Source organism: Nocardia jinanensis (assembly GCF_014645735.1).
GTDB lineage: Bacteria > Actinomycetota > Actinomycetes > Mycobacteriales > Mycobacteriaceae > Nocardia > Nocardia jinanensis.
Genome location: NZ_BMMH01000004.1, coordinates 112524 through 133426, shown reverse-complemented (window position 1 = coordinate 133426; position 20903 = coordinate 112524). Strand labels below are relative to the sequence as shown.

Here is a 20903-nt window from a genome sequence, read left to right as displayed (position 1 = left end):
GGGTCCGAGGTCAGGCCCGGCCCGGATCGGCCGGGAGGTCACCGGAGCGGAAGGTGACCCCGCGGATCTCGACGGTGAGCCGTTCGCGCAGCGAATCGGGAGCCCGGTCGCCGCCGCATTTGCGGTGCAGCATGCTCTTGATCTTCTCTTCGATGCCGTAGGCCTCGATGCACGGCGCGCAGTGGTCCATATGGTGCTGGAGCCGCTCGCGGGTGCTGTCGTCGCATTCGCCATCGAGCATGAGCCAGACGTCGGCCAGTACCGCCGTGCAGTCGAGCTCCATATCGGGATCGTGCTCGGTGCTCACTGCTTGACCTCCTGGCGCACCGCCGCGGCGGTATCGGAATCGCCGGGCTGGGATGCGGTGCGGTTGAACCCGCGTTCGCGTGCCACGTCGGCGAGCGAACCCTTCAGTTGTTTCCGGCCGCGGTGCAGCCGGGACATCACCGTACCGATCGGGGTACCCATGATGTCGGCGATTTCCTTGTACGGGAACCCTTCGACATCGGCGTAGTACACCGCCATCCGGAATTCCTCGGGCAGTTGCACGAGGGCGGCTTTGATGTCGTCGTCAGGGAGTGCGTCGAGGGCTTCGACTTCGGCGGAGCGCAGTCCGGTGGAACTGTGCTCGGCGGTCGCCGCGAGCTGCCAGTCGGTGATCTCGTCGGTCGGGTACTGCGCGGGCTGGCGCTGTTTCTTGCGATACGAGTTGATGTAGGTGTTGGTGAGGATCCGGTACAGCCAGGCCCGCAGGTTGGTGCCTTCTTTGAAGGATTTGAAACCGGCATAGGCCTTGACATAGGTCTCCTGGACCAGGTCCTCGGCGTCGGCGGGGTTACGCGTCATCCGCAGCGCGGCACCGTAGAGCTGATCCAGCATGGGTAGCGCGTCCCGCTCGAACCGCTGGACCAGTTCGGCGTCGGTCTCCGGCTGCCCGGCAGGCCGCGCGTCGCCGCCGGTGTCGGTCGCCACGTCGTCCTCGCTCGTCACACGTGTCCCTTCGATCGGCTTACCAGCCAAATCTACCGGGAGTGTGTACTGCGGGAAGAACCGCGTGCGCGCCGGAGCCGGATCGTGGTGGACCGGGCGTGGTTCGACGAGAACGGACACCGTCACTCCTTCACTCTTGCGCTGTTTCTGCCGCGTACAACTCACTGTGGTCGCGAAGTGTTCCCCGACCACGGGAAAGACACCTCACAGGACGTTGCCACCCGGACGGTAGGGTCCGGTCCATGGCAGCAGCCGCCACTCCGGCGATCCGGGCATTGCTCACCGCCGGTGCCGCGCATACGGTGCACAGCTACGAGCACGACCCTCGGGCGGGCACCTTCGGGGGTGAAGCGGCCGATGTGCTGGGCGCCCGGCTCGGAATCGAAGCGCGGCAGATCTTCAAGACACTGGTGCTGGAACTGTCGACCGGCGCCTTGGCCGTCGCGGTGCTACCGGTGCCCGGCACGCTGTCGCTGAAGGCCGCCGCAGCGGCGCTGGGTGCGCCGAAGGCGGCCATGGCCGACCGGACCCGGGCCGAACGCGGCACCGGCTATGTTCTCGGCGGTATATCGCCGCTGGGGCAGCGCAAGAGGTATCCGACGGTGGTGGACGCGTCGGCACTGGATTGGGATCGGGTGTTCTGCAGTGCCGGGCGCCGGGGCCTCGAGATCGCACTCGCACCCACCGATCTGGTCCGGCTGACCGCCGCCGTCACCGCCCCGGTCACTGCCTGACGAGCGTGACCAGGCGGATGGAACGGCAGTACGCCGGATACCACCCGAATTGGGTTTCGCACCGCGCGGCGGACGGTAATTGACCAGGTCAGGCGGTCTCGTATGCGTTACTTGGTACGACCGATCGTCGACTCCGAGGATGTGATGCGATATGTCCCCGCGCAAGTCCGTGCGCTCTGTGTTCGTCGCTGTATCCGCGGCCGTGGCCCTGAGCGTCGGCCCGGCACTGCTGTCCGCGCCGTCGGCGCTCGCGGCACCCGGCGAGTTCCCGCTCGACGGTCAGGGCGGCTCCGAGAACAATCCGGAGAACAACAGCCCGAAGAACAACAGTCCGGAGGACAGCAGTCCGGAGGACAGCAGTCCGTTGGACGAGATGGCCGAACGCGCCGAAAACGCCGGCGGTGGGCTGGCGACCGAGGTCATCGACCTCAATGCCGATACGCTCAAATGCGCTCTGAGTATCTTTACTACGACGGTCGACTGCCCGCTGGGCGACTGAGCAACGAGCCCGGGGCGGCTCAACGCTGCGGGCGCCGCGGGGTCACAGCAGCGTGGTCTGCTCCGCGGCGTCCCCGGGCGATGCCAGTAGTTCCGGCCCGTTGTTCTTGACGCTGTTCACCAGGGGCGAGACCGGCCGGGCCGCGATCTCGGCCACCAGTTCCTCGCTCGGCGGCTCGAGCAGGTCGGCCGGGGCGGGATGATCGGGGTCCAGCCAGGCGCCCCAGCGTTCGGGGGGCATGGGCAGTGGCATCCGATCGTGGATACGGGTGAGATCCCCGATCGCGTCGGTGGTGAGGATGGTGCACGACAGCAGCGGTTCGGGGTCGTCGAGCGAGCGGTCCTTCCAGACCGACCACAGGCCGGCCATGTAGAGCCGGGAGCCGTCGGGATGGGACATGAAGTACGGGTGTTTGACGACCCTGGGCTTCTTTCCCTTGCCCGGCCCGGATGGGTCCGGCTCGACCAGCCATTCGTACCAGCCGTCCATCGGCACCAGGCAGCGCCGGTATTTCACCGCGTCCCGGAACGACGGGAGCGTCGCGGCCTTGTCCGCTCGGGCGTTGAACAACGGTCTACCCTTCACCGGGATGCCCGGTTCGGCGGCTTTGGTCCAGTGCGGGATCAGACCCCAGCGCATTCGCCGGATCCGGCGGCTGGGGGTGTCATCGGGATGTTCGTGGGTATGCCGGTCGACGACGGTGAGGATCTGTGTTGTCGGGGCGACGTTGTAGTTCACTCCCGGCCTCCGGTCGTCGCGGCGGGTGTCCGCGTCCTCCCCCGCCACCGATGCGCTGCCACGCGCTCCGGAATCACCCGGGATCTCGGTCTCGTCGATGGCGTCCAGCTCTACCGCGAGCCGTCCGGGGTCCGTCGTCGTCGCATACCGTCCGCACATATTCCGATACTCGCACCGAATACCGACAGATCAAGACAATCCCGGGCCTGTCCGCGACAATGATGCTAGTACGTGGTGACGTGTTGAGAGTTATGTCTTAGCATTCTCTCACCGGGGACGCGGCGGTCACAGGCTGCCCGTTCACGCGCGCAGCTATTTGCCCTACTTCCACAGAGGAGAACCTGTGACAACCACCGAAAACGCTACCGAGAAAGAGTCGGTGCTCACCTCGGTCGATCCGGCCACAGGAGCGACCCTGGCCACGTACCCGATCGCCGATGAGAAGGCGGTCGCCGAGGCTGTCGCGAAGGCGCGTGCCGCCGCTCCCGTCTGGGAGGATCTGGGCTTCGACGGACGTAAGAGAGCGTTGCTGCGCTGGTCCAGCCGGCTGGTGGCCAAATCGGATGAATTCTGCGCGCTCATCCACGCCGAGAACGGCAAGCCGCTCGACGACGCCTTCCTGGAGTTGATGCTGGCGCTGGAGCACATCGCCTGGGCCGCCAAACACGCCAAGAAGACCCTCTCCCCGCAGAAGGTTCCGTCGGGCCCCCTGATGGCGAATTTCTCGGCCCGCATCGAATACCGGCCGCTCGGAGTCATCGGCGTCATCGGACCGTGGAACTATCCCGTCTACACCCCTAACGGGTCGTTGGCCTACGCCCTGGCCGCCGGCAACACCGTGGTGTTCAAACCGTCGGAATTCTCCACGGGTATCGGCAATTTCCTCGCCGAGGCCTTCTCCGAGGCCAATCCCGAGCTGCCCGAGGGCGTCTTCGTCGCGATCAACGGGCTGGCCGCCACCGGCGCGGCCCTGGTGAAATCCGGTGTGGACAAGGTCGCCTTCACCGGTTCGGCAGCCACCGGCCGCAAGATCATGGCGTCCGCCGCCGAGAACCTCACCCCGGTCCTCCTGGAATGCGGCGGTAAAGACCCCGTGATCGTGGCCGCCGACGCGGATGTGAAAGCCGCCGCCGACGCCATCGCCTGGGGCGCGACCTCCAACAGCGGCCAGACCTGCGCCGGTGTCGAACGTGTCTATGTGGACAAGTCGGTCAAGGAAGAGTTCCTCGCCGAACTGACCCGCATCCTGAAAGATGTGAAACCGGGTTCGGACAAGAACGCCGCCTACGGCCCGATGACCATGCCGAGCCAGATCGATATCGTCAAGAAGCATATCGACGCGGCCCTGGCCAGCGGTGGCAAAGCCCTGCTGGGCGGCCCGGAATCGATCAAAGGCCCCTTCATCGAACCTGTCGTACTGGTCGACGTGGACGAGGATTCGGCGGCGGTCAAAGAGGAGACCTTCGGTCCCACTGTCACCGTCACCACGGTGGACAGCATCGACGAGGCAGTCGATCTGGCCAACAACACCACCTTCGGCCTCGCCTCGGCCGTGTATTCGAAGAAACAGGGCCTCGAGATCGCCCGCCGGCTGAAGGTCGGCGCGACCTCGGTGAACTCGGTGCTCGGCTTCGCCGCCATCCCCGGTCTGCCCTTCGGCGGCAGCGCGGATTCCGGTATCGGCCGCATCCACGGCGAGCCGGGTCTGCGGGAATTCGTGCGTCCGCATTCGATCGCGGTGCAGCGCTTCACGATTCCCGGAATGGCGTTGCAGAGCTACCGGCGCACCCAGGCCAACATGAAGATGCTGCGCCGGATGGTGCCGCTGCTGCACGGCCGGAACAAGTAATCCGGCCGCTACAGCCCGGGACGCGACCGGTGGTGCTCGACGACACACTTACGAGCACCACCGACGCGTATGTCACCTCGATGCGCCAAGATGGTCGAGTGAGTTTCTGGCCAGCGCCCCATGTCGATGCCCCCGTGCATGCGACCGTCACCCTGCCCGGATCCAAATCCATCACGAACAGAGCTCTGGTCCTGGCCGCGCTCGCCGACGGCCCCTCCACCATCACCGGCGCCCTGCGCAGTCGCGATACCGGTCTGATGATCACCGCGCTGCGCGCCCTCGGCACCCAGATCATCGGTGATGCCGATACCCTCGCCGTCACCCCCGGCCCGCTACAGGGTGGGCAGGTCGACTGCGGGCTGGCCGGAACCGTGATGCGGTTCGTACCCCCGGTCGCGACTCTCACGGTCGGCGATACCGCCTTCGACGGCGATATCGCCGCGCGGGTCCGCCCGCTGCGCACCATCCTGGACGCCCTGCGCGGGCTGGGCGCCGATATCGAGGGTGACGCGCTGCCGTTCACCGTGCGCGGCACCGGCGCGCTGCGCGGCGGTGCCATCACCATCGATGCCTCCGGTTCCTCGCAGTTCGTCTCGGGGCTGCTGTTGTCGGCCGCCCGGTTCGACGAGGGGGTGGTGGTTCGCCACTCCGGTAGCGCCTTGCCCTCCATGCCGCATATCGAGATGACGGTCGAAATGCTGCGTCGCGCCGATGTCGCGGTCGAGGCGCCGGCCGATATCCGGGGCGAGCAGACCTGGACCGTCTCCCCCGGCCCGATCCGCGCGGTCGACTGGTCCATCGAACCGGACCTCTCCAACGCCACCCCGTTCCTGGCCGCGGCCGCGGTCACCGGCGGGCGGGTCAGCATTCCGCACTGGCCGCGGCTGACCACCCAGCCCGGCGATGTGATCCGGGAGATCCTGGTGCGGATGGGCGCCGAGGCCGGTTTCAGCGACGGCGCGCTCACCGTGACCGGACCGGATCGGCTGGCCGGTATCGATATCGATCTGCACGATGTGGGTGAGCTGACGCCGACCGTCGCGGCGCTGGCTGCGCTGGCGGATTCGGAGTCCCGCCTGCGCGGGATCGCCCATCTACGCGGTCATGAGACCGATCGGCTCGCCGCCCTGTCCACCGAGATCAACCGGCTCGGCGGGCAGGTGTCCGAAACCGAGGACGGTCTGGAGATCGTCCCGGCCCCGCTGCACGGCGGCCGCTGGCATTCCTACGCCGATCACCGGATGGCCACGGCCGGGGCGATCCTCGGACTCGCCGTGCCGGATATCGAGATCGAGGATATCGGGACCACCGCGAAGACGCTGCCCGATTTCGTTGCCCTGTGGGAAGCCATGCTCGACCCGCAGACGGCCGAACCGGGAGCGGCTCACTGAACCGCCGCGGCCGCACCACCGCCTCCTACGACGAATCCGATGTCCGGGTGCGTCCCGGACGGAGTTCGCGGCCGCGGACCAAGACCCGCCCGCAGCACCAGGACGCGCAGCCGGCGATGGTCGTATCGGTGGACCGTGGCCGCTGGGGGTGCGTGCTCGACAGTGACCCGCACCGTCCGCTGGTGGCCATGCGAGCCCGGGAGCTGGGACGGACCCCCATCGTGGTCGGCGATCAGGTCGATGTGGTCGGTGACCTCTCCGGCCGGCCCGATACTCTCGCGCGCATCGTCCGGGTCACCGAACGGACCACGGTGCTGCGGCGCACCGCCGACGACACCGATCCGTTCGAGCGGGTGGTGGTCGGCAATGCGGAGAAGTTGTTCATCGTGGTGGCGCTGGCCGATCCGCCACCACGCACCGGTTTCGTGGAGCGGGCGATGGTGGCCGCCTACGCGGGTGGGCTGGAACCGGTGCTCTGTCTCACCAAACACGACCTGGCCGGTGATTCGGAATTCGCGGCGGCGTTCGACGATCTGGATCTGACCATCGTCTACGCCGGGATCGACGACCCGCTCGACGCGACCTTGAACCTGCTCACCGGGCATCTCACCTGTTTTCTGGGCCATTCCGGGGTGGGGAAATCCACCCTGGTCAACCGGCTGGTACCCGATGCCGCGCGCGCGGTCGGCGAGGTATCCGGGGTCGGCAAGGGCAAACACACCTCTACTCAGTCGGTCGCGCTGGCTCTGCCGGGCGGCGGCTGGGTCATCGACACTCCGGGCATCCGGTCCTTCGGCCTCGCCCACATCACACCCGACGATGTGATCGCGGCGTTCACCGATCTGGCCGGGGCGATCGAGAACTGCCCGCGCGGCTGCACGCATCTGGGACCGCCCGCCGATCCCGAATGCGCCCTCGACGAACTCCCGGACCGGGCCCGGCGGGTGGCCGCGATCCGCATGCTGTTGGTCGCGTTGAACTCCAACGACCAGTGGTGACACTCCCGTCCGCTGCCTGCGCGGCAGGTGCGAAAGGTCGGTGTTCCCGACCGCCGGGCGACCGCCGACCGTGGCGACGGGCGACCGCGGCCGGCGGGTAGCCCCCTGTCCGGGGTCAGCGTTTCGGTTTCTTGGGTGGTAGTGATCGTGCGAACCGGATACCGCGGTCCACCCAGGCCGTGAGATCGCGATCGTCGGTGACCGCCGCATCGGTCACCCGCAGCCATCCGTCCAGTTCTCTGCCCTGCATCACCATGGGGGTCACCGAGATATCGTCGACCAGCGCCGTGGCCGCCGCGGGCTCCATCCGCACCATCAGCCCGCCCTCCCGGCTCACGGCGACTCCCATATGCCCACCGAAAAGGAAGGCGAGTCCGCCGAACATCCTGCGCTCGGATACATCGGCGCCGATGCCCACCACATCCCGGACCCGTTCCGCCAGTTCCTCGTCGTATGCCATGGGGATCAGTGTGCGCGCACCGGCCGACAAGCCTGCCGAACCGGCGACCGAACCGAACGAACCGAATAATGAGCCATTTATTATGCTTCAACCATAACAAGGAGGTGCCCATGAACACCCTGAGCTCGATCCGGCTCTGCCTGCTCGCCGGACTACCGCCCATCCTGGCCATCGTTCCCGATATCGTGCTGCTGGCCGCGGCAGCCGATCGGCTGCCCGATCCGCTGGCCACCCATTTCGGGGCCGACGGCGCCGACGGGTTCACCGGGCGGGTTCCGGCCATATTCGTCTCCGCCGGCCTCGGTGCCGGCCTGGCGATCGTATTCGCCGCGACCCTGCTGATCGGGGTCCGCCGGGGCACGCCGCTGCGCCGGGCCGACAGCGCGGCGGACCCGATCCGGCTGCTCGTCGGAACCTCCTGGGGCGTGGGCGGATTCGTCGGGGTGATCATGTTGGCAGCCACGATCGCCAACCTGGACGTGCCCGATCCCGCCCAGGTCACCCTGTCCGGCTGGGCGTTCGCGATCGCGGCGCTCGCCGGGCTGGTGCTCGGCGCGGCGGGCTGGATCGCGGCACCGGCGAGCCCGGTCACCACGGCGGCACCGGCTCCGGCCGAACCTCTCGCCATCGGACGTACGGAACGAGTCAGCTGGTCGCGGCGGGCGGCTTCGCCATGGATGCTGATGACCGGGGTGGTCGCGGTGCTCATGGGTGTGGTGCTCGGCTTCGTCGCGCAGCCGCTCACCGGCATTCTGCTGGCACTCAGCGGCGTGTTGCTCGTGCATCTGGCACTGGTGCGGGTCGTCGTGGACCAGCGCGGCCTCACCGTGGGAACCGGACCGCTGGGCCTGCCGCGGTGGCGGCTGCGCCCCGCGGACATCACCGAGGTCTCGGCCGAGGACATCTCACCCCTGCGGTACGGCGGGTACGGTATCCGGCTGATCCCGGGCGCCACGGCCGTCGTACTGCGCGCCGGACCGGGAATCGTGGTGACCCGCCGTTCGGGCCGCCGGTTCGCGGTCTCGGTCGACGACGCCGAAACGGGTGCGGGTGTGCTGGCCGGTGTTGTCGCACGGGCGGACTGAACCGATGCTGATCCGCGTCGACCCGGCACGGCCGGAACCGCTGGCCGACCAGATCGCGGCCTGCCTACGGCGAGCGATCGCCGACGGTGACGCACCCGCCGGAACCCGGTTGCCCGGCGCGCGTGAACTGGCCGCCTCGCTGGACGTCAGCATCCATACCGTGCTCGCCGGATATCAGCGGTTGCGCGACGAAGGGCTGATCGAGTTGCGCCGGGGGCGCGGGGCGACGGTCCGCGCCGGAATCCCCGACGGACGAGCCGCCGTCATCGACCTGGCCCGGCAACTCGTGGACGCGGCCCGCCGCATCGACCTCGACGAAACGGAACTGATCGACCTGGTCCGCGCCGCCGCGCGCTGATCCGCGCCTCCCGTCGCCGGGACGGGTGGCCGGGTCGCGGCTACGCGCCGACCCCGGCCGCGGCCGGGGTGAAGCGGCCGGTGTGGCGGCCGAGCCCGTAGTGCCCGCGCAGCGTGGTCTCGGTGTACTCGGTGCGGAACAGCCCGCGTGCCTGCAGGATCGGAACGACCTGATCGACGAAATCGTCCAGCCCGCCCGGCAGATACGGCGGCATCACGTTGAATCCGTCGGCGGCACCCGCTTCGAACCAGGCCTGTAGATCGTCGGCGATCTGCTGCGGGGTCCCGGCGATGGTGCGGTGCCCGCGGCCGCCGCCGAGCGCGGCGATCAGCTTGCGCACGGTCAGCGATTCCCGGGCGGCCAGATCCTTGACCAGCTGGTACCGGCTCTGGTTGCCACGGATCTGCTCGATCGGGGGCAGCGGGGGCAGCGGTGCGTCGAGTGGATGATCGGTCAGGTCCAGGCCGAGCATCTGGGAGAGCTGGCGCAGCGAGTACTCCGGCGAGATCAGGTCGGTGAACTCCTGTTCGAGCCGAATCGCCGCGTCTTCGGTATCGGCGATGAACGGCACGATCCCGGGCAGGATCTTCACCTCGTCGGGGTTGCGTCCGTGCCCGGCGGCCAGGGCCTTCACCTCGCGATAGAACTCCTGGCCCTCCGGGATCGAGCGTTGCGCGGTGAAAATGGCCTCGGCGTAGCGCCCGGCGAAATCCTTACCGCTGGCCGAGGAACCGGCCTGCACGAGCAGCGGGCGGCCCTGCGCCGAGGGCGGCACATTGAGCGGTCCACGCACCTTGAACCGTTCACCGTGGTGATCGACGGTGTGCACCTTGGCGGGATCGGCGAAAACACCGGACTCGGCGTCGAGCACGACGGCGTCGGCCTCCCAGGAGTCCCACAGCGCCGCAGCGGCGTCGACGAACTCCGCCGCCCGTACATAGCGCCCATCATGGTCGGGGACCTGGTCGTAGCCGAAATTGGCGGCTTCGTCGGCGGTGCCGGAGGTGACGATGTTCCATCCGGCCCGCCCGCCGCTGATCTGATCGAGCGAGGCGAATTTGCGGGCGAGGTTGTAGGGCTCGTTGTACCCGGTGGACGCGGTGGCGATGAGACCGACGTGTTCGGTGACCACCGCCATGGCCGACAGCAGAGTGATCGGTTCGAAGACCGCCTGCGTATTGCGTTCGATCCGCGGCCCCACCGCGAGTCCGTCGGCGAAGAACACCGAATCGAGCTTGCCACGTTCGGCGATCCGCGCGAGTTCCTGGAAATGGCCGACCCGCAGCACATCGCGCGCCTCGGTGCGCGGATGCCGCCAGGCCGCCTCGTGGTGGCCGACACCCATGAGGAACGCGTTGAGATGGAGTTGGTGCGACATCACTACCTGTCTAGAGGGCAACGCGCCAGCTGGACAGCCGACGCTCGACGAACACCAGGACGGCGTTGAAGACCAGGCCGACCAGCGCGATGGCGATGATCCCCGCATACATATCGGGAATCTGGAAGTTGAGCTGCGCGGCGGTGATCAGGTACCCCAGTCCGGCCTTGGCGCCGACCATCTCGGCCGCGATGAGCACCAGGATCGAGGAGGCCGCGGCCATCCGCAGACCGGTGAAGATGGTCGGCACCGCCGCCGGTAACACCACCTTGTAGACCAGCGCGATCTGGGAGAACCCGAGCGACCGCGCCGATTTGATGAGTAGCGGTTCGACCGTGCGCACCCCGGAGATGGTGTTGAGCAGGATCGGGAAGGCGCAGGCGTAGATCACCAGCGCCACCTTCGAGGTCTCACCGATACCCAGGATCAGGATGAACACCGGGAGCAGTGCCAGTGCCGCCGTATTACGGAACAGTTCGAGAACCGGATTCAGGAAATCGGCCACCGGCTGGTACCACGCGATCGCGACCCCCAGCGGTACCGCGATCGCCGCCGCGATCACGAATCCGGTGAGCGCGCGGGACAGACTGGTCGATACGTGTTCCCACAGCTGCCCGTTGGCGGTCAGCTCGAAGAAGGTCGCGGCGACCTCGGTGAACGGCGGCAGGAAAACCTTGTCGACCAGACCTGCCCGGGGCGCGATCTCCCAGAGCGCCAGGAAGGCCAGGATCGCGATCGACGGTTTCGCCACCCGCCAGGCCAGCCCGGCCAGCCGCTGCCCTATCCGGCGCCCCGAGGTATTCGCCGGTGCCGCGGGCCGCGTACGAGCCGGCTCGGTCCCGGTGGCGCGCGGCGCGTCGAGAGTGCCGGTGGCGAGAGCGCTAGACATGCTGAACCTCTTCGGTCGTCGAGATATCGGCGAGTTCGAGCGTGCGGGCGCGCTCGACCTCGTCGTGCAGCAGGGACCAGATCCGGTGGCGCAGAGCGCGGAACTCCGCACCGGAGCGAATGTCCTCGGCGGTGCGATCGATATCGATATCGACCACCGTTTTGACCCGGCCGGGACGGGAGGTGAGCACAGCGACCCGCTGCCCCAGATAGATCGCTTCGTCGATGCCGTGGGTGATGAACAGGATCGTCTTGCCGGTGCGCTCCCAGATCCGCAGCAGCTCGTCCTGCAGCGATTCCCGGGTCTGCGCGTCGAGCGCGGCGAACGGTTCGTCCATCAGCAGCACTTCGGGATCGAAGGCCAGGCTGCGGGCGATCGCGACGCGCTGTTTCATACCGCCGGACAGTTCGTGCGGGTAGCGGTCGGCGAACCCGGCCAGCCCGACCAGTTCGAGATAGTGCTCGGCGCGTTCCCGGCGTTCGGCCCTGGGCACGCCCTTGGCCTCCAGCCCGAACTCGATATTGCGGCGGGCGCTGCGCCACGGCAGCAGCGCGTACTGCTGGAAGACGATCCCCCGATCCAGACCGGGCCCGGTGATCGGCTTGCCGTCGAGCAGGATCTGCCCGGAGGTCGGGGTGCTCAGGCCGCCCAGCAGATCGAGCAGCGTGGATTTACCGCAACCGCTGGGCCCCACGAGCACCAGGAACTCCCCGGCCGCGAGGTCGAGGGTTATATCCTCGACCGCGGTGAGATCGGTCTTCTGGCCCCGGATCGGGAACTTCTTGGTCACCCCGTCCAGGCGGAGTTTGGGCGTCGTGCTCATTTCTCACCGGCCAATGCTTGTCCGTCGGGTCCACCGTCGGCGGGGTAGGTGCCGTTGGCGTATGGGTTGTACTCGTTGGTATAGAGGTCGCGGGCCGTCAGCTTGCCTTCGTCGAGTTCGCCGTTGCGGACCAGCCAGTCGATCCAGATCTGCAACTCGCGTTCGGCGATCACCGCACCCGGCACCGGGATCCCGGAACTGCGCCAGTACTTCACGGGTTCGGCACTTTCCGTGCGGCCCCGCTTCTGAATGATGTCGAGGAAACGGGCCACCACTTCTTCCCTCGGATGGATCTGGGTCCAGCGGATGGCGCGCGCTGTTCCCTGCACGAAATCGCGTACGGCCTCGGGGTTGGCGGCGATGAAATCGTCGCGCATCACGTAAGTGCCGTAGCTGAACGCGCCGAACAGGTCCCGGTCGGTGAACAGGGGCCGGATACCACCCCGATCGAGGGCACTCTCCCGCTGGATCGAGCTCAACGTGGCGACATCGATCTGCCCCTCGCGCAGCGCCTGCTCGGTGTTCACCGGCGGTACCACCACCAGCTGTACCGACTTGATCTCGTCGGGGGCCAGTCCCTGCTGCGCGAGCCATTCGCGGGTGAGGAATTCGTGGTGCGCACCGAGGGTGTTCATCCCGATCTTCTTGCCGATCAGATCGCGGGCCGACCGGATGGGGCTGTTCTCCAGCACGTAGTACCCGGTGTACTCGTTCGCGTCGGCGCCGTAGGAGCTGAGCACCGACGTGATGGGGGCACCGGCGGCGTTGAGTTTGACGACGGCACCGTTGAACGCCGAGCCGAATTCGATCTCGCCGGTGGCCGCGGACTGAATGTCCTGCGGGCCGCTGGTGGTGTCGCCGACCCACTCGAGCTGGATCTTGTCGTAGTAGCCGAGGTCGGCGGCCAGTTCGTGGAATGCCACCTTCCCGGACCAGCCCTGATACCGCAGGATCGTCTTCCCGTCGGCCGTTTTGGCCGCCTCGCCACCCGCGCCGCACGCGCTCAGCAGCATCACGAGGGCGCTGAGCGCCGCCAGGCATACGACGGCCGACGGCCGACGGTGTCTGCGTATCGTATCCGGGCGTACTGGCATGGGTTCTGTCCCTTGTGATGTGGTTGTGCTGCCCGGCTATCGTGCGGTTCGCGACCGCGCCTGCGAACCCTTTCCCTCAGGGCGAATCCAAACCTGCCGCCTTCTGCCCACCCGGTGCGGCCTCGGTCGCGGCGCCCGGGAAACCTCCGGCTACCGCATATTCCAGGAAATCGATCAGCTGAATTGATGGGATGTTCGGCGACGCAGCGTAAATCAGCAAACCAGCAGCTCGGCGGCGAGTTAATATGCGGCACGCACCGAAGTTATTCGGCCGAGACGGCAACGAGACGTCGGCGCGACAGTCCGGCCCGAGCTGTCGTGGCGGGCCCGCCTGCCCATCCCGTCCCGCACTATCGAACACAGAAGGAACGATGCTCAAAACTCTGGCCATCGGCGCGGTCGCATCCGCGCTCGTGTTCGGCAGCTTCTCCAGTGCCTACGCACACCCCTACCCCGGCGTCTCGCGGCCGGGTTCCACGGGTGTGCACAGCCCGGCGGGCAAGGACGACTCCGTCGCGCAGCTACCCTTCGCGGACCGGGAATTCCTCCGGGCCAGTGCGTTCGACGACGAGACCCGCCAACTCCAGGACGCGGCGATCGCCCTCGCACACGCCCAGTGCGAGTACCTCGGCACCTCCGGTAACACCGCGGCGAACCGCTCCTACCTCGCCGAGGAGGCGCGGCCGTTCGTGGAGTATCCCTATATGTTCCTGGAAGCCGCGGTCAGGGTCTACTGCCCGCAGTACACCGTGATGAGCTGAGCCGGAGTCCCCCGGGTATTCCGGACCCCCGATACAGCGGCGCCGCTCCCCTTTCCAGGGGAGCGGCGCCGCCGGTTCCGGATCAGTGCTTCCGCGGAGTCTTCGGCCCCCGGCCCTGTTTCGTCTGGGCCCGGGCTGCCTCGCGGCGTTCCCGGCGAGTGCCCTGTGTCGGGGCATCGTCGCCGTACTCCTCCGCATCGCTGTGCACCGCGGTGCGGCCACCCTCGTCCGGTCCCGAGTAGCTCAGACCCCGCGGGCCCGAATCGCCGATACCACGAGCGCGCAGCGCCGGCGGCGCACCGTTGATGATCGGAAGCTTCTCCGTGGGGTACTGACTGCTCGGCGGCACCGGCTGCGAGCCGATCGGGGAGCGCAGCCCGGAATCCACCTGAACGCCCTCGGGCTGGGGCTGCTGGACCTCCACCTGGACGTTGAACAGGATGCCGACCGCGTCCTCCTTCAACCCCTCCAGCATGTTGGCGAACATATCGAAGCCCTCACGCTGGTACTCGACCAGCGGATCGCGCTGGGCCATCGCGCGCAGGCCGATACCTTCCTTCAGGTAGTCCATCTCGTAGAGATGCTCACGCCATTTCCGGTCCAGCACCGACAGCAGCACCTGACGTTCCAGCGTGCGCATACTGCCTTCGCCCGCCATCCCGTCGATCTCGGACTCACGCTGCTCATAGGCGGCGTGGGCATCGTCGAGCAACGTATCGAGCAGATCGTCGCGGGTGAGTTCACCGGCTTCACCGACCTCGGTCTCACCGGTGACGTCGCGATGGTTCAAGCTCACCGGGTAGAGAGTTTTCAGTGCGCTCCACAGCTTGTCGAGATCCCAGTCCTCCACATAGCCCTCGGCGGTGGCGCCGTCCACGTACGCGGTGACCACATCGGTGATCATGCTCTGGACCTGGCCCTCCATATCCTCGCCGCGCAGGATCTGGTTGCGCTCGTCGTAGATGATGGTGCGCTGCTGGTTCATCACCTCGTCGTACTTGAGCACGTTCTTGCGGATCTCGAAGTTCTGCTGCTCGACCTGGGTCTGTGCGCTCTTGATGGCCTTGGAGACCATCTTCGCCTCGATCGGTACATCGTCGGGCAGGTTGAGCCGGGTCATGATCGACTCCAGCGCCGCGCCGTTGAAGCGGCGCATGAGTTCGTCACCGAGCGACAGGTAGAAGCGGGACTCGCCCGGGTCGCCCTGACGACCGGAACGACCGCGCAGCTGGTTGTCGATACGCCGGGAATCGTGGCGTTCGGTACCGAGCACATAGAGACCGCCGGCATCCTTCACCGCCTCGGCGTCCTCGGCGACCTGTTTCTTGACCTTCTCCAGCGCGTGGAACCAGTTGGCCTGATATTCCTCGGGCGTGTTCACCGGGTCCAGGCCCTGCTGGCGCAGCAGGGTGTCGGTGATGATGTCGGGGTTACCGCCGAGCACGATATCGGTACCGCGGCCGGCCATATTCGTCGCGACGGTCACCGTGCCGGGGCGGCCCGCCTCGGCGATGATCTGCGCTTCCTTCTCGTGGAACTTCGCGTTGAGCACATTGTGCGGAACGCCGCGTTTGGTGAGCTGTTTGGACAGATACTCCGAACGGTCCACGCTGGTGGTACCGATCAGCACCGGCTGGCCCGCCTCATGGCGTTCCACCACATCGTCGACCACCGCGTTGAACTTGGCCTCTTCGGTCTTGTAGATCAGGTCGGCCTGGTCGATACGGATCGGCGGCTTGTTGGTCGGGATCGGGATGACACCCAGGCTGTAGATCTGGTGCAACTCGGCCGCCTCGGTTTCGGCGGTACCGGTCATACCGGAGAGTTTGTCGTAGAGGCGGAAGTAGTTCTGCAGCGTGATGGTGGCCAGGGTCTGGTTCTCCGGCTGGATCTCGACCTCTTCCTTGGCCTCGATCGCCTGGTGCATGCCCTCGTTGTAGCGACGGCCGACCAGGATGCGCCCGGTGAACTCGTCGACGATGATCACTTCGCCGTCGCGGACGATGTAGTCCTTGTCCTTGGTGTAGAGCTCCTTGGCCTTGACGGAGTTGTTCAGGTAGCTCACCAGCGGGGAGTTCGCGGCCTCGTAGAGATTGTCGATACCGAGCTGGTCCTCGACGAATTCCACACCCGCCTCGTGCACGCCGATGGTGCGTTTCTTGATATCGACCTCGTAGTGGAGATCTTTTTTCAGTAATGGGGCGATTCGGGCAAATTCCGCATACCACTTGCTGGAAGCGTCCGCCGGGCCGGAGATGATGAGAGGAGTACGCGCCTCGTCGATCAGAATGGAGTCGACCTCGTCGACCACGGCGAAATTGTGTCCGCGCTGAACCAGATCGTCCAGCGAATGGGTCATATTGTCGCGCAGATAGTCGAAGCCGAATTCGTTGTTGGTGCCGTAGGTGATATCGGCGTGGTAGGCCGCGCGCCGCTGCGGCGGCGTCATGCCGGCCAGGATCGCGCCCACCTCGAGACCGAGGAAACGGTGCACCCGGCCCATCCACTCGGAGTCACGTTTGGCCAGGTAGTCGTTGGTCGTGACGATATGCACACCGTCGCCGCTGATCGCGTTCAGATAGGCGGGCAGGACCGAGGTCAGGGTTTTGCCCTCACCTGTCTTCATCTCCGAGATATTGCCCAGATGCAGCGCGGCACCACCCATGATCTGCACCCTGTAGTGCTTCTGCTGCAGCACCCGCCATGAGGCCTCGCGCGCCACCGCGAACGCCTCCAGCAGTAGATCGTCGAGCGATTCCCCGTCCGCGTAACGCTCGCGGAACTCGTCGGTCTTGGCACGCAGCTCGGTATCGGTGAGGTCCTCGTACTCGCCTTCGAGACCGAGCACCTCGTCGGCGAGATGGGAGAGCCGCTTGACCATGCGACCCTCACCAAAACGTAGCAACCTCGTCAGTGTCAGCGCAGGCACGAGTCTCGTCAGTCCTCTGGGTCGGTCGGTTTCGGCTCCGATGTGCACGGCGGCGCGGTCGGTGTCACGGACCGCGTAGCCGCAGCTTGCTTCATGGTAATGCGGCTCCCATGGTAGGCGCCGTCGCGTACCCGGCCAGTGTGCCTCGGTCACATTCGGCGGCCGATGGGTCCCGTCCCGGGTATATCACCGCGGTTCCCCGCGCAAGCCCTCGAATTACATATCGGAATATCACACACAATGGTGCGGGAACACGTGTCACCTGGTCACAATGGATACCGTATTCCGGACTCCGAAGGGGCAGAGACCAGGGTGATAGCGAAGCTGACGCCGCAGGACGCGGACTTCTTCCGGCTGGAATCGACCACTCACCCGGTACACATCGGGTCGCTGGCCGTTCTGGACAACACAGCCGACGACGACGAGCGGATCCTCGACTACCAGGAGCTGGTCGATCTGGTGGAGTCCCGCCTACCCCTGGTACCCCGCTACCGGCGCAAGGTGCGCGAGATCCCGCTGTCGCTGGGCCGGCCGGTCTGGGTGGAGGACAGCCATTTCGATATCACCTACCACCTGCGGCGTTCCGCGCTCCCGTCACCGGGCAGCGACGAGCAGCTGTACGAGCTGGTCGCCCGGCTGGGTTCGCGACCGCTGGACCCCGGCCGCCCGCTGTGGGAGATGTACCTGATCGAGGGCCTGAGCGGCGGGCGGTGCGCTCTGTACACCAAGTCCCACGCCGCACTGGTCGACGGGCACGCCGCACTGGAGATCGGGCATGTCATCGTGGACGGGGCCGAGTCCCCGCGGGAGATCGCCGACGATGCGTGGATCCCCGGCCGTGAACCCAGCGATACCGATCTGCTGCTGGGCGCGCTCGGACATCTGGTGGCCCAGCCCGGTTCCGCTGTGGAGGTGTTGCGCGAGGTCGGCGCCGGTACCGCCGGGCTCGTCGGCGCGGCGAGCAGAACACTGGACAGCATGGCGACGGCGGTCCGGTCGGCGGCCAGCGGGACACCGGACAGTCCCCTGAACGCCCGCACCTCCCGCCAGCGCAGGTTCACCGTCGCGGTGACCGACCTGGCCGACTACAAACGAGTGCACGAGCAGAACGGCTGCACGATCAACGATGTCGTACTGGCGGTCGTGACCGGCGCGCTGCGCAACTGGCTGCTGTCCCGGAACAAGGGCCTCACCGAATCGAGCGTGCTGCGTGCGGTGGTCCCGATGTCGGGCTACAGCGGCGATCCGGGCACCGGGCGCACACTGCCCAGCGGGATCACCCCGTTCCTCCTCGACCTCCCGGTGGGCGAACCCAGTCCGGTGATGCGGCTCTCCCATATCGCGCACGCCACCGCCGAGGATGCCCGCGGCCGCCACGGCGTCCGGGCCTCGACCCTGGTGCATCTCGCCGGTTTCGCTCCGGCCAGCCTGCACGCGATGAGTGTGCGGGCGGCGAGTACGTTCGCAGACCATACGTTCAATCTGGTGATCACCAACGCGCCGGGCCCGCAGACACCGATGTTCGTCGGCGGCGCGCGGATGCTGGAGATGTACCCGGTTTCGCCACTGCTGCGCAACCAGGCGACGAGTATCGGGATCACGTCCTACGACGGACGGGTCTGCTACGGACTCAACGCCGACCGCGAGGCGATGGCCGATATCGGGGTTCTGGCCGCGTCGGTACCCGAATCGATGGAGGAGATACTCGGTGCCTGCCTCTGACCGCAAGACCATGCGGGTGTACGTGCCGGCCACCGTGCCGATGCTGCGCGAACTCGTGGACACACACGAACTGCACGCGGTCGGCGGGACGGCCTTCGCGCTCACCCCGGCACTGCGTGAGGCCTACGCATCGGGCGACGAGGAGGAGTTGGCCGAGGTCGCCATGGCCGAGGCGGCGCGGGCGGTGCTGCGGCTGCTGGCCGAGGAAGTACACGGTTCCACTCCCCCGATGTATCGCCGCGCGGTGATCGCGGTGGATGTGACGGGCGCGATATTGCGGCCGGACCTCGACGACGCGGTCGTGAAACTGGACGGACCGATCCAGTACAAGCGGATCGCCTCGGTTCATATGGACCTGGCCGAGGCCGAACCTGCGGTCGCCAAGGCGGTCGACATCATCGATGCCGCCGACCTGGGCGACGAGGACGCCGAGTTCGTCCTCGGCGACGCCGAGGACCATCAGCTGGCCTGGTACGCCACCCAGGAACTGCCCTTCCTGATCGACCTGTTGTAGCCCGGCACTTGTGACCGAGGACGGCCGCCGCGCGCGACAGCTGTGAGTCACAACCGGGTCCCCGGGCGCCACTCGCCTGCGACCCCAGGGGAACCTACGATGCCGTAACCTGGTGCCACGGCGCGCCCCGGGCGCGGAGGACACAGGAGAAGAACAGCGCAAATGGGCAGGAAACCGAACGCGATGACGGTGCGCGGTGTCAAGGACTGGTTGGAGGCACCGGCGGCCGGTATCGCCGAACGCGGCGGCAAACTGAATCTGCTGCGAGGGGCGGTGGCACGGGTCACCACCCCCCTGCTACCCGACGACTATCTGCACCTCGCCAACCCGTTGTGGTCGGCGCGGGAGTTGCGCGGCCGCGTAGTCGACGTCCGCAAGGAGACCGCCGATTCGGCGACACTGGTGATCAAACCCGGGTGGGGCTTCGATTTCCGTTACGAACCCGGGCAGTACATCGGTATCGGGATCCTCGTGGAAGGTCGCTGGCACTGGCGTTCGTACTCGCTGACCAGCCCGCCCGACTGGAACGACCCCCGCTACGGCAAGAAGGTCATCGCCATCGCGGTGAAGGCGATGCCCGAGGGTTTCCTGTCCAGCCACTTGGTGAACGGGGTGTCGCCCGGCACCGTCGTGCGGCTGGCCGCACCGCAGGGCGCGTTCGTCCTGCCGTCCCCGCCACCGCCGAAGGTGCTGTTCCTCACCGCCGGTTCCGGGATCACACCCGTGATGTCGATGCTGCGGGCCATGGATCGGCGCGACGCGGTCACCGATGTGGTGCACATCCATTCGGCGCGTACCGCCGAGGACGTGATGTTCGCCGCCGAACTGGACGATCTACACGCCCGGCATCCCGGATTCGTCTCGCATGTGCACCTCACCGGCGAGAAGGGCAAGTTCGCCACCGACGCGCTGGACGAGCTCTACCCGGATTGGCGGGAACGCCAGACCTGGGCGTGCGGCCCCCTGGGCATGCTCGACGAGATCGAGAAGCACTGGCACGCGGCCGGTCTCGAATCGGCACTGCACGTGGAACGGTTCGAGGTGGAGCGGTCGGCGACCACCGAGGGCGGCACCGTCACCTTCGGTAAGAGCGGTCGCACGGTTACCGTGGACGGCGCCACCACCCTGCTGGAAGCCGGTGAATCGACCGGTGTTCAGTTGCCGTTCGGCTGCCGGATGGGTATCTGCCAGACCTGTGTGGTCACCTTGAGCTCGGGACACGCCCGCGATCTTCGCAACGGGATCGAGCGGTTCGAAGGAGAGAAAGTGCAGACATGCATCTCGGCCGCGGCGGGCGACTGCACGCTGGAGGTATGACCGGACACGTTCGCCCCGAGACCAGTACACAGCGGTACCCTCGAGGTGAACGTAGGCTGCTTCCCATTCCGGGAAGATCCCCGAAACCCTCTTCCGGTGTCCGCCCGGGTCCGACACGGACCAGCAGGCGGACGAGTGTCAGCATACGAACGCGCGGCCGGAGCGAAGGCGGAGGTACGCCTGGTCCCACACAGACCAGCCGTGTGGACGGAGTGTCAGCATACGAACGCGCACGGCCGGAGCGAAGGCGGAGGTACGCGTGGTCCCACACAGACCAGCCGTGTGGACGGAGTGTCAGCATACGAACGCGCACGGCCGGAGCGAAGGCGGAGGTACGCCTGATCCGACCTCGTCTTCGCATACAGCGCCTACAG

At 67.0% G+C, this 20903-nt stretch carries 20 protein-coding genes; 11 read left to right on the top strand and 9 right to left on the bottom strand.

Translation table 11 applies throughout. The features are described 5' to 3' along the window. Positions 1-10: 10 nt before the first annotated feature. Positions 11-283, bottom strand: coding sequence for a mycothiol system anti-sigma-R factor (rsrA, locus tag IEY68_RS11820; protein ID WP_058854519.1), 273 nt, complete (start codon positions 281-283; stop codon positions 11-13). A 20-nt stretch (positions 284-303) separates the two neighbouring features. Next, positions 304-972: a sigma-70 family RNA polymerase sigma factor gene (locus IEY68_RS11815; protein ID WP_156426139.1), complete on the bottom strand. Its 669-nt coding sequence runs from the start codon at positions 970-972 to the stop codon at positions 304-306. Between the two features lie 260 nt (positions 973-1232). On the opposite strand from IEY68_RS11815, the gene ybaK reads away from it, so the two are divergent. Together ybaK and IEY68_RS11805 are read left to right on the top strand one after the other, a co-directional pair. Then, positions 1233-1724, top strand: coding sequence for a Cys-tRNA(Pro) deacylase (gene ybaK, locus IEY68_RS11810; protein ID WP_058854421.1), 492 nt, complete (start codon positions 1233-1235; stop codon positions 1722-1724). 151 nt (positions 1725-1875) lie between these two features. Further along, a complete protein-coding gene (locus tag IEY68_RS11805) occupies positions 1876-2223 on the top strand; it encodes a hypothetical protein (protein ID WP_058854422.1) in 348 nt (115 codons plus the stop codon). Positions 2224-2265: 42 nt separating this feature from the next. Here the strand turns inward: IEY68_RS11805 and IEY68_RS11800 are convergent, their stop codons facing one another. Then, on the bottom strand, positions 2266-3120 hold the full coding sequence (locus tag IEY68_RS11800) for an SOS response-associated peptidase (RefSeq protein WP_058854423.1): 855 nt from the start codon (positions 3118-3120) through the stop codon (positions 2266-2268). Between the two features lie 184 nt (positions 3121-3304). On the opposite strand from IEY68_RS11800, the gene IEY68_RS11795 reads away from it, so the two are divergent. The 3 genes from IEY68_RS11795 (at position 3305) to rsgA (ending at position 7199) form a co-directional block, all read left to right on the top strand. Then, entirely contained in the window at positions 3305-4810 is a 1506-nt protein-coding gene (locus IEY68_RS11795) for an aldehyde dehydrogenase family protein (RefSeq protein ID WP_058854424.1), read from the top strand. A gap of 80 nt (positions 4811-4890) precedes the next feature. Beyond that, complete coding sequence (aroA, locus tag IEY68_RS11790) at positions 4891-6201, top strand: 3-phosphoshikimate 1-carboxyvinyltransferase (RefSeq protein ID WP_058854521.1); 1311 nt, start codon at positions 4891-4893, stop codon at positions 6199-6201. After that, a complete protein-coding gene (gene rsgA / locus IEY68_RS11785) occupies positions 6198-7199 on the top strand; it encodes a ribosome small subunit-dependent GTPase A (RefSeq protein ID WP_058854522.1) in 1002 nt (333 codons plus the stop codon). The genes aroA and rsgA overlap by 4 nt, the downstream gene beginning before the upstream one ends. A 115-nt stretch (positions 7200-7314) precedes the next feature. Here the strand turns inward: rsgA and IEY68_RS11780 are convergent, their stop codons facing one another. Continuing rightward, positions 7315-7659: a TfoX/Sxy family protein gene (locus IEY68_RS11780; RefSeq protein WP_058854523.1), complete on the bottom strand. Its 345-nt coding sequence runs from the start codon at positions 7657-7659 to the stop codon at positions 7315-7317. A 110-nt stretch (positions 7660-7769) separates the two neighbouring features. Between IEY68_RS11780 and IEY68_RS11775 the strand changes: the two genes are divergently transcribed. Continuing rightward, positions 7770-8744 (top strand): SdpI family protein, encoded by a 975-nt coding sequence (locus IEY68_RS11775; protein ID WP_058854425.1) that lies wholly within the window; start codon positions 7770-7772, stop codon positions 8742-8744. Positions 8745-8748: 4 nt separating this feature from the next. After that, the gene (locus tag IEY68_RS11770) at positions 8749-9102 is read left to right on the top strand and encodes a GntR family transcriptional regulator (protein ID WP_058854524.1); all 354 of its coding nucleotides are present in this window, start codon (positions 8749-8751) and stop codon (positions 9100-9102) included. 40 nt (positions 9103-9142) lie between these two features. Here IEY68_RS11770 and IEY68_RS11765 read toward each other — a convergent pair whose 3' ends face one another. The 4 genes from IEY68_RS11765 to IEY68_RS11750 are packed head-to-tail and all read right to left on the bottom strand — an operon-like array spanning position 9143 to position 13286. Further along, positions 9143-10480: an LLM class flavin-dependent oxidoreductase gene (locus IEY68_RS11765; protein ID WP_058854525.1), complete on the bottom strand. Its 1338-nt coding sequence runs from the start codon at positions 10478-10480 to the stop codon at positions 9143-9145. A 10-nt stretch (positions 10481-10490) separates the two neighbouring features. Continuing rightward, entirely contained in the window at positions 10491-11369 is an 879-nt protein-coding gene (locus tag IEY68_RS11760; protein ID WP_058854426.1) for an ABC transporter permease, read from the bottom strand. Beyond that, the gene (locus tag IEY68_RS11755; protein WP_058854427.1) at positions 11362-12192 is read right to left on the bottom strand and encodes an ABC transporter ATP-binding protein; all 831 of its coding nucleotides are present in this window, start codon (positions 12190-12192) and stop codon (positions 11362-11364) included. The genes IEY68_RS11760 and IEY68_RS11755 overlap by 8 nt, the downstream gene beginning before the upstream one ends. Further along, complete coding sequence (locus tag IEY68_RS11750; protein ID WP_058854428.1) at positions 12189-13286, bottom strand: ABC transporter substrate-binding protein; 1098 nt, start codon at positions 13284-13286, stop codon at positions 12189-12191. Before IEY68_RS11750 ends, IEY68_RS11755 begins: the two co-directional genes overlap by 4 nt. A gap of 371 nt (positions 13287-13657) precedes the next feature. Here IEY68_RS11750 and IEY68_RS11745 point away from each other — a divergent pair, with 371 nt between their 5' ends. Next, positions 13658-14047, top strand: a complete 390-nt coding sequence (locus IEY68_RS11745; protein WP_058854429.1) for a DUF732 domain-containing protein — start codon at positions 13658-13660, stop codon at positions 14045-14047. A gap of 82 nt (positions 14048-14129) precedes the next feature. On the opposite strand, the gene secA is transcribed toward IEY68_RS11745, so the two are convergent. Continuing rightward, positions 14130-16976 (bottom strand): preprotein translocase subunit SecA, encoded by a 2847-nt coding sequence (secA, locus tag IEY68_RS11740; RefSeq protein WP_058854430.1) that lies wholly within the window; start codon positions 16974-16976, stop codon positions 14130-14132. A gap of 312 nt (positions 16977-17288) precedes the next feature. On the opposite strand from secA, the gene IEY68_RS11735 reads away from it, so the two are divergent. The 3 genes from IEY68_RS11735 (at position 17289) to IEY68_RS11725 (ending at position 20529) form a co-directional block, all read left to right on the top strand. Further along, a complete protein-coding gene (locus tag IEY68_RS11735; protein ID WP_058854431.1) occupies positions 17289-18698 on the top strand; it encodes a WS/DGAT/MGAT family O-acyltransferase in 1410 nt (469 codons plus the stop codon). A 10-nt stretch (positions 18699-18708) separates the two neighbouring features. Continuing rightward, complete coding sequence (locus IEY68_RS11730) at positions 18709-19212, top strand: DUF6912 family protein (protein ID WP_058854432.1); 504 nt, start codon at positions 18709-18711, stop codon at positions 19210-19212. Positions 19213-19374: 162 nt separating this feature from the next. Next, positions 19375-20529 (top strand): ferredoxin reductase, encoded by a 1155-nt coding sequence (locus IEY68_RS11725; RefSeq protein WP_373292970.1) that lies wholly within the window; start codon positions 19375-19377, stop codon positions 20527-20529. Positions 20530-20903: the final 374 nt, after the last annotated feature.

Coding starts and splice junctions, on each gene's coding strand:
- rsrA (WP_058854519.1), bottom strand. CDS start 283: ATGGAGCTCGACTGCACGGCGGTACTGGCCGACGTCTGGCTCATGCTC.
- ybaK (WP_058854421.1), top strand. CDS start 1,233: ATGGCAGCAGCCGCCACTCCGGCGATCCGGGCATTGCTCACCGCCGGT.
- IEY68_RS11805 (WP_058854422.1), top strand. CDS start 1,876: ATGTCCCCGCGCAAGTCCGTGCGCTCTGTGTTCGTCGCTGTATCCGCG.
- IEY68_RS11800 (WP_058854423.1), bottom strand. CDS start 3,120: ATGTGCGGACGGTATGCGACGACGACGGACCCCGGACGGCTCGCGGTA.
- aroA (WP_058854521.1), top strand. CDS start 4,891: ATGCGCCAAGATGGTCGAGTGAGTTTCTGGCCAGCGCCCCATGTCGAT.
- IEY68_RS11780 (WP_058854523.1), bottom strand. CDS start 7,659: ATGGCATACGACGAGGAACTGGCGGAACGGGTCCGGGATGTGGTGGGC.
- IEY68_RS11775 (WP_058854425.1), top strand. CDS start 7,770: ATGAACACCCTGAGCTCGATCCGGCTCTGCCTGCTCGCCGGACTACCG.
- IEY68_RS11770 (WP_058854524.1), top strand. CDS start 8,749: ATGCTGATCCGCGTCGACCCGGCACGGCCGGAACCGCTGGCCGACCAG.
- IEY68_RS11765 (WP_058854525.1), bottom strand. CDS start 10,480: ATGTCGCACCAACTCCATCTCAACGCGTTCCTCATGGGTGTCGGCCAC.
- IEY68_RS11760 (WP_058854426.1), bottom strand. CDS start 11,369: ATGTCTAGCGCTCTCGCCACCGGCACTCTCGACGCGCCGCGCGCCACC.
- IEY68_RS11755 (WP_058854427.1), bottom strand. CDS start 12,192: ATGAGCACGACGCCCAAACTCCGCCTGGACGGGGTGACCAAGAAGTTC.
- IEY68_RS11750 (WP_058854428.1), bottom strand. CDS start 13,286: ATGCCAGTACGCCCGGATACGATACGCAGACACCGTCGGCCGTCGGCC.
- IEY68_RS11745 (WP_058854429.1), top strand. CDS start 13,658: ATGCTCAAAACTCTGGCCATCGGCGCGGTCGCATCCGCGCTCGTGTTC.
- IEY68_RS11730 (WP_058854432.1), top strand. CDS start 18,709: ATGCGGGTGTACGTGCCGGCCACCGTGCCGATGCTGCGCGAACTCGTG.
- IEY68_RS11725 (WP_373292970.1), top strand. CDS start 19,375: ATGGGCAGGAAACCGAACGCGATGACGGTGCGCGGTGTCAAGGACTGG.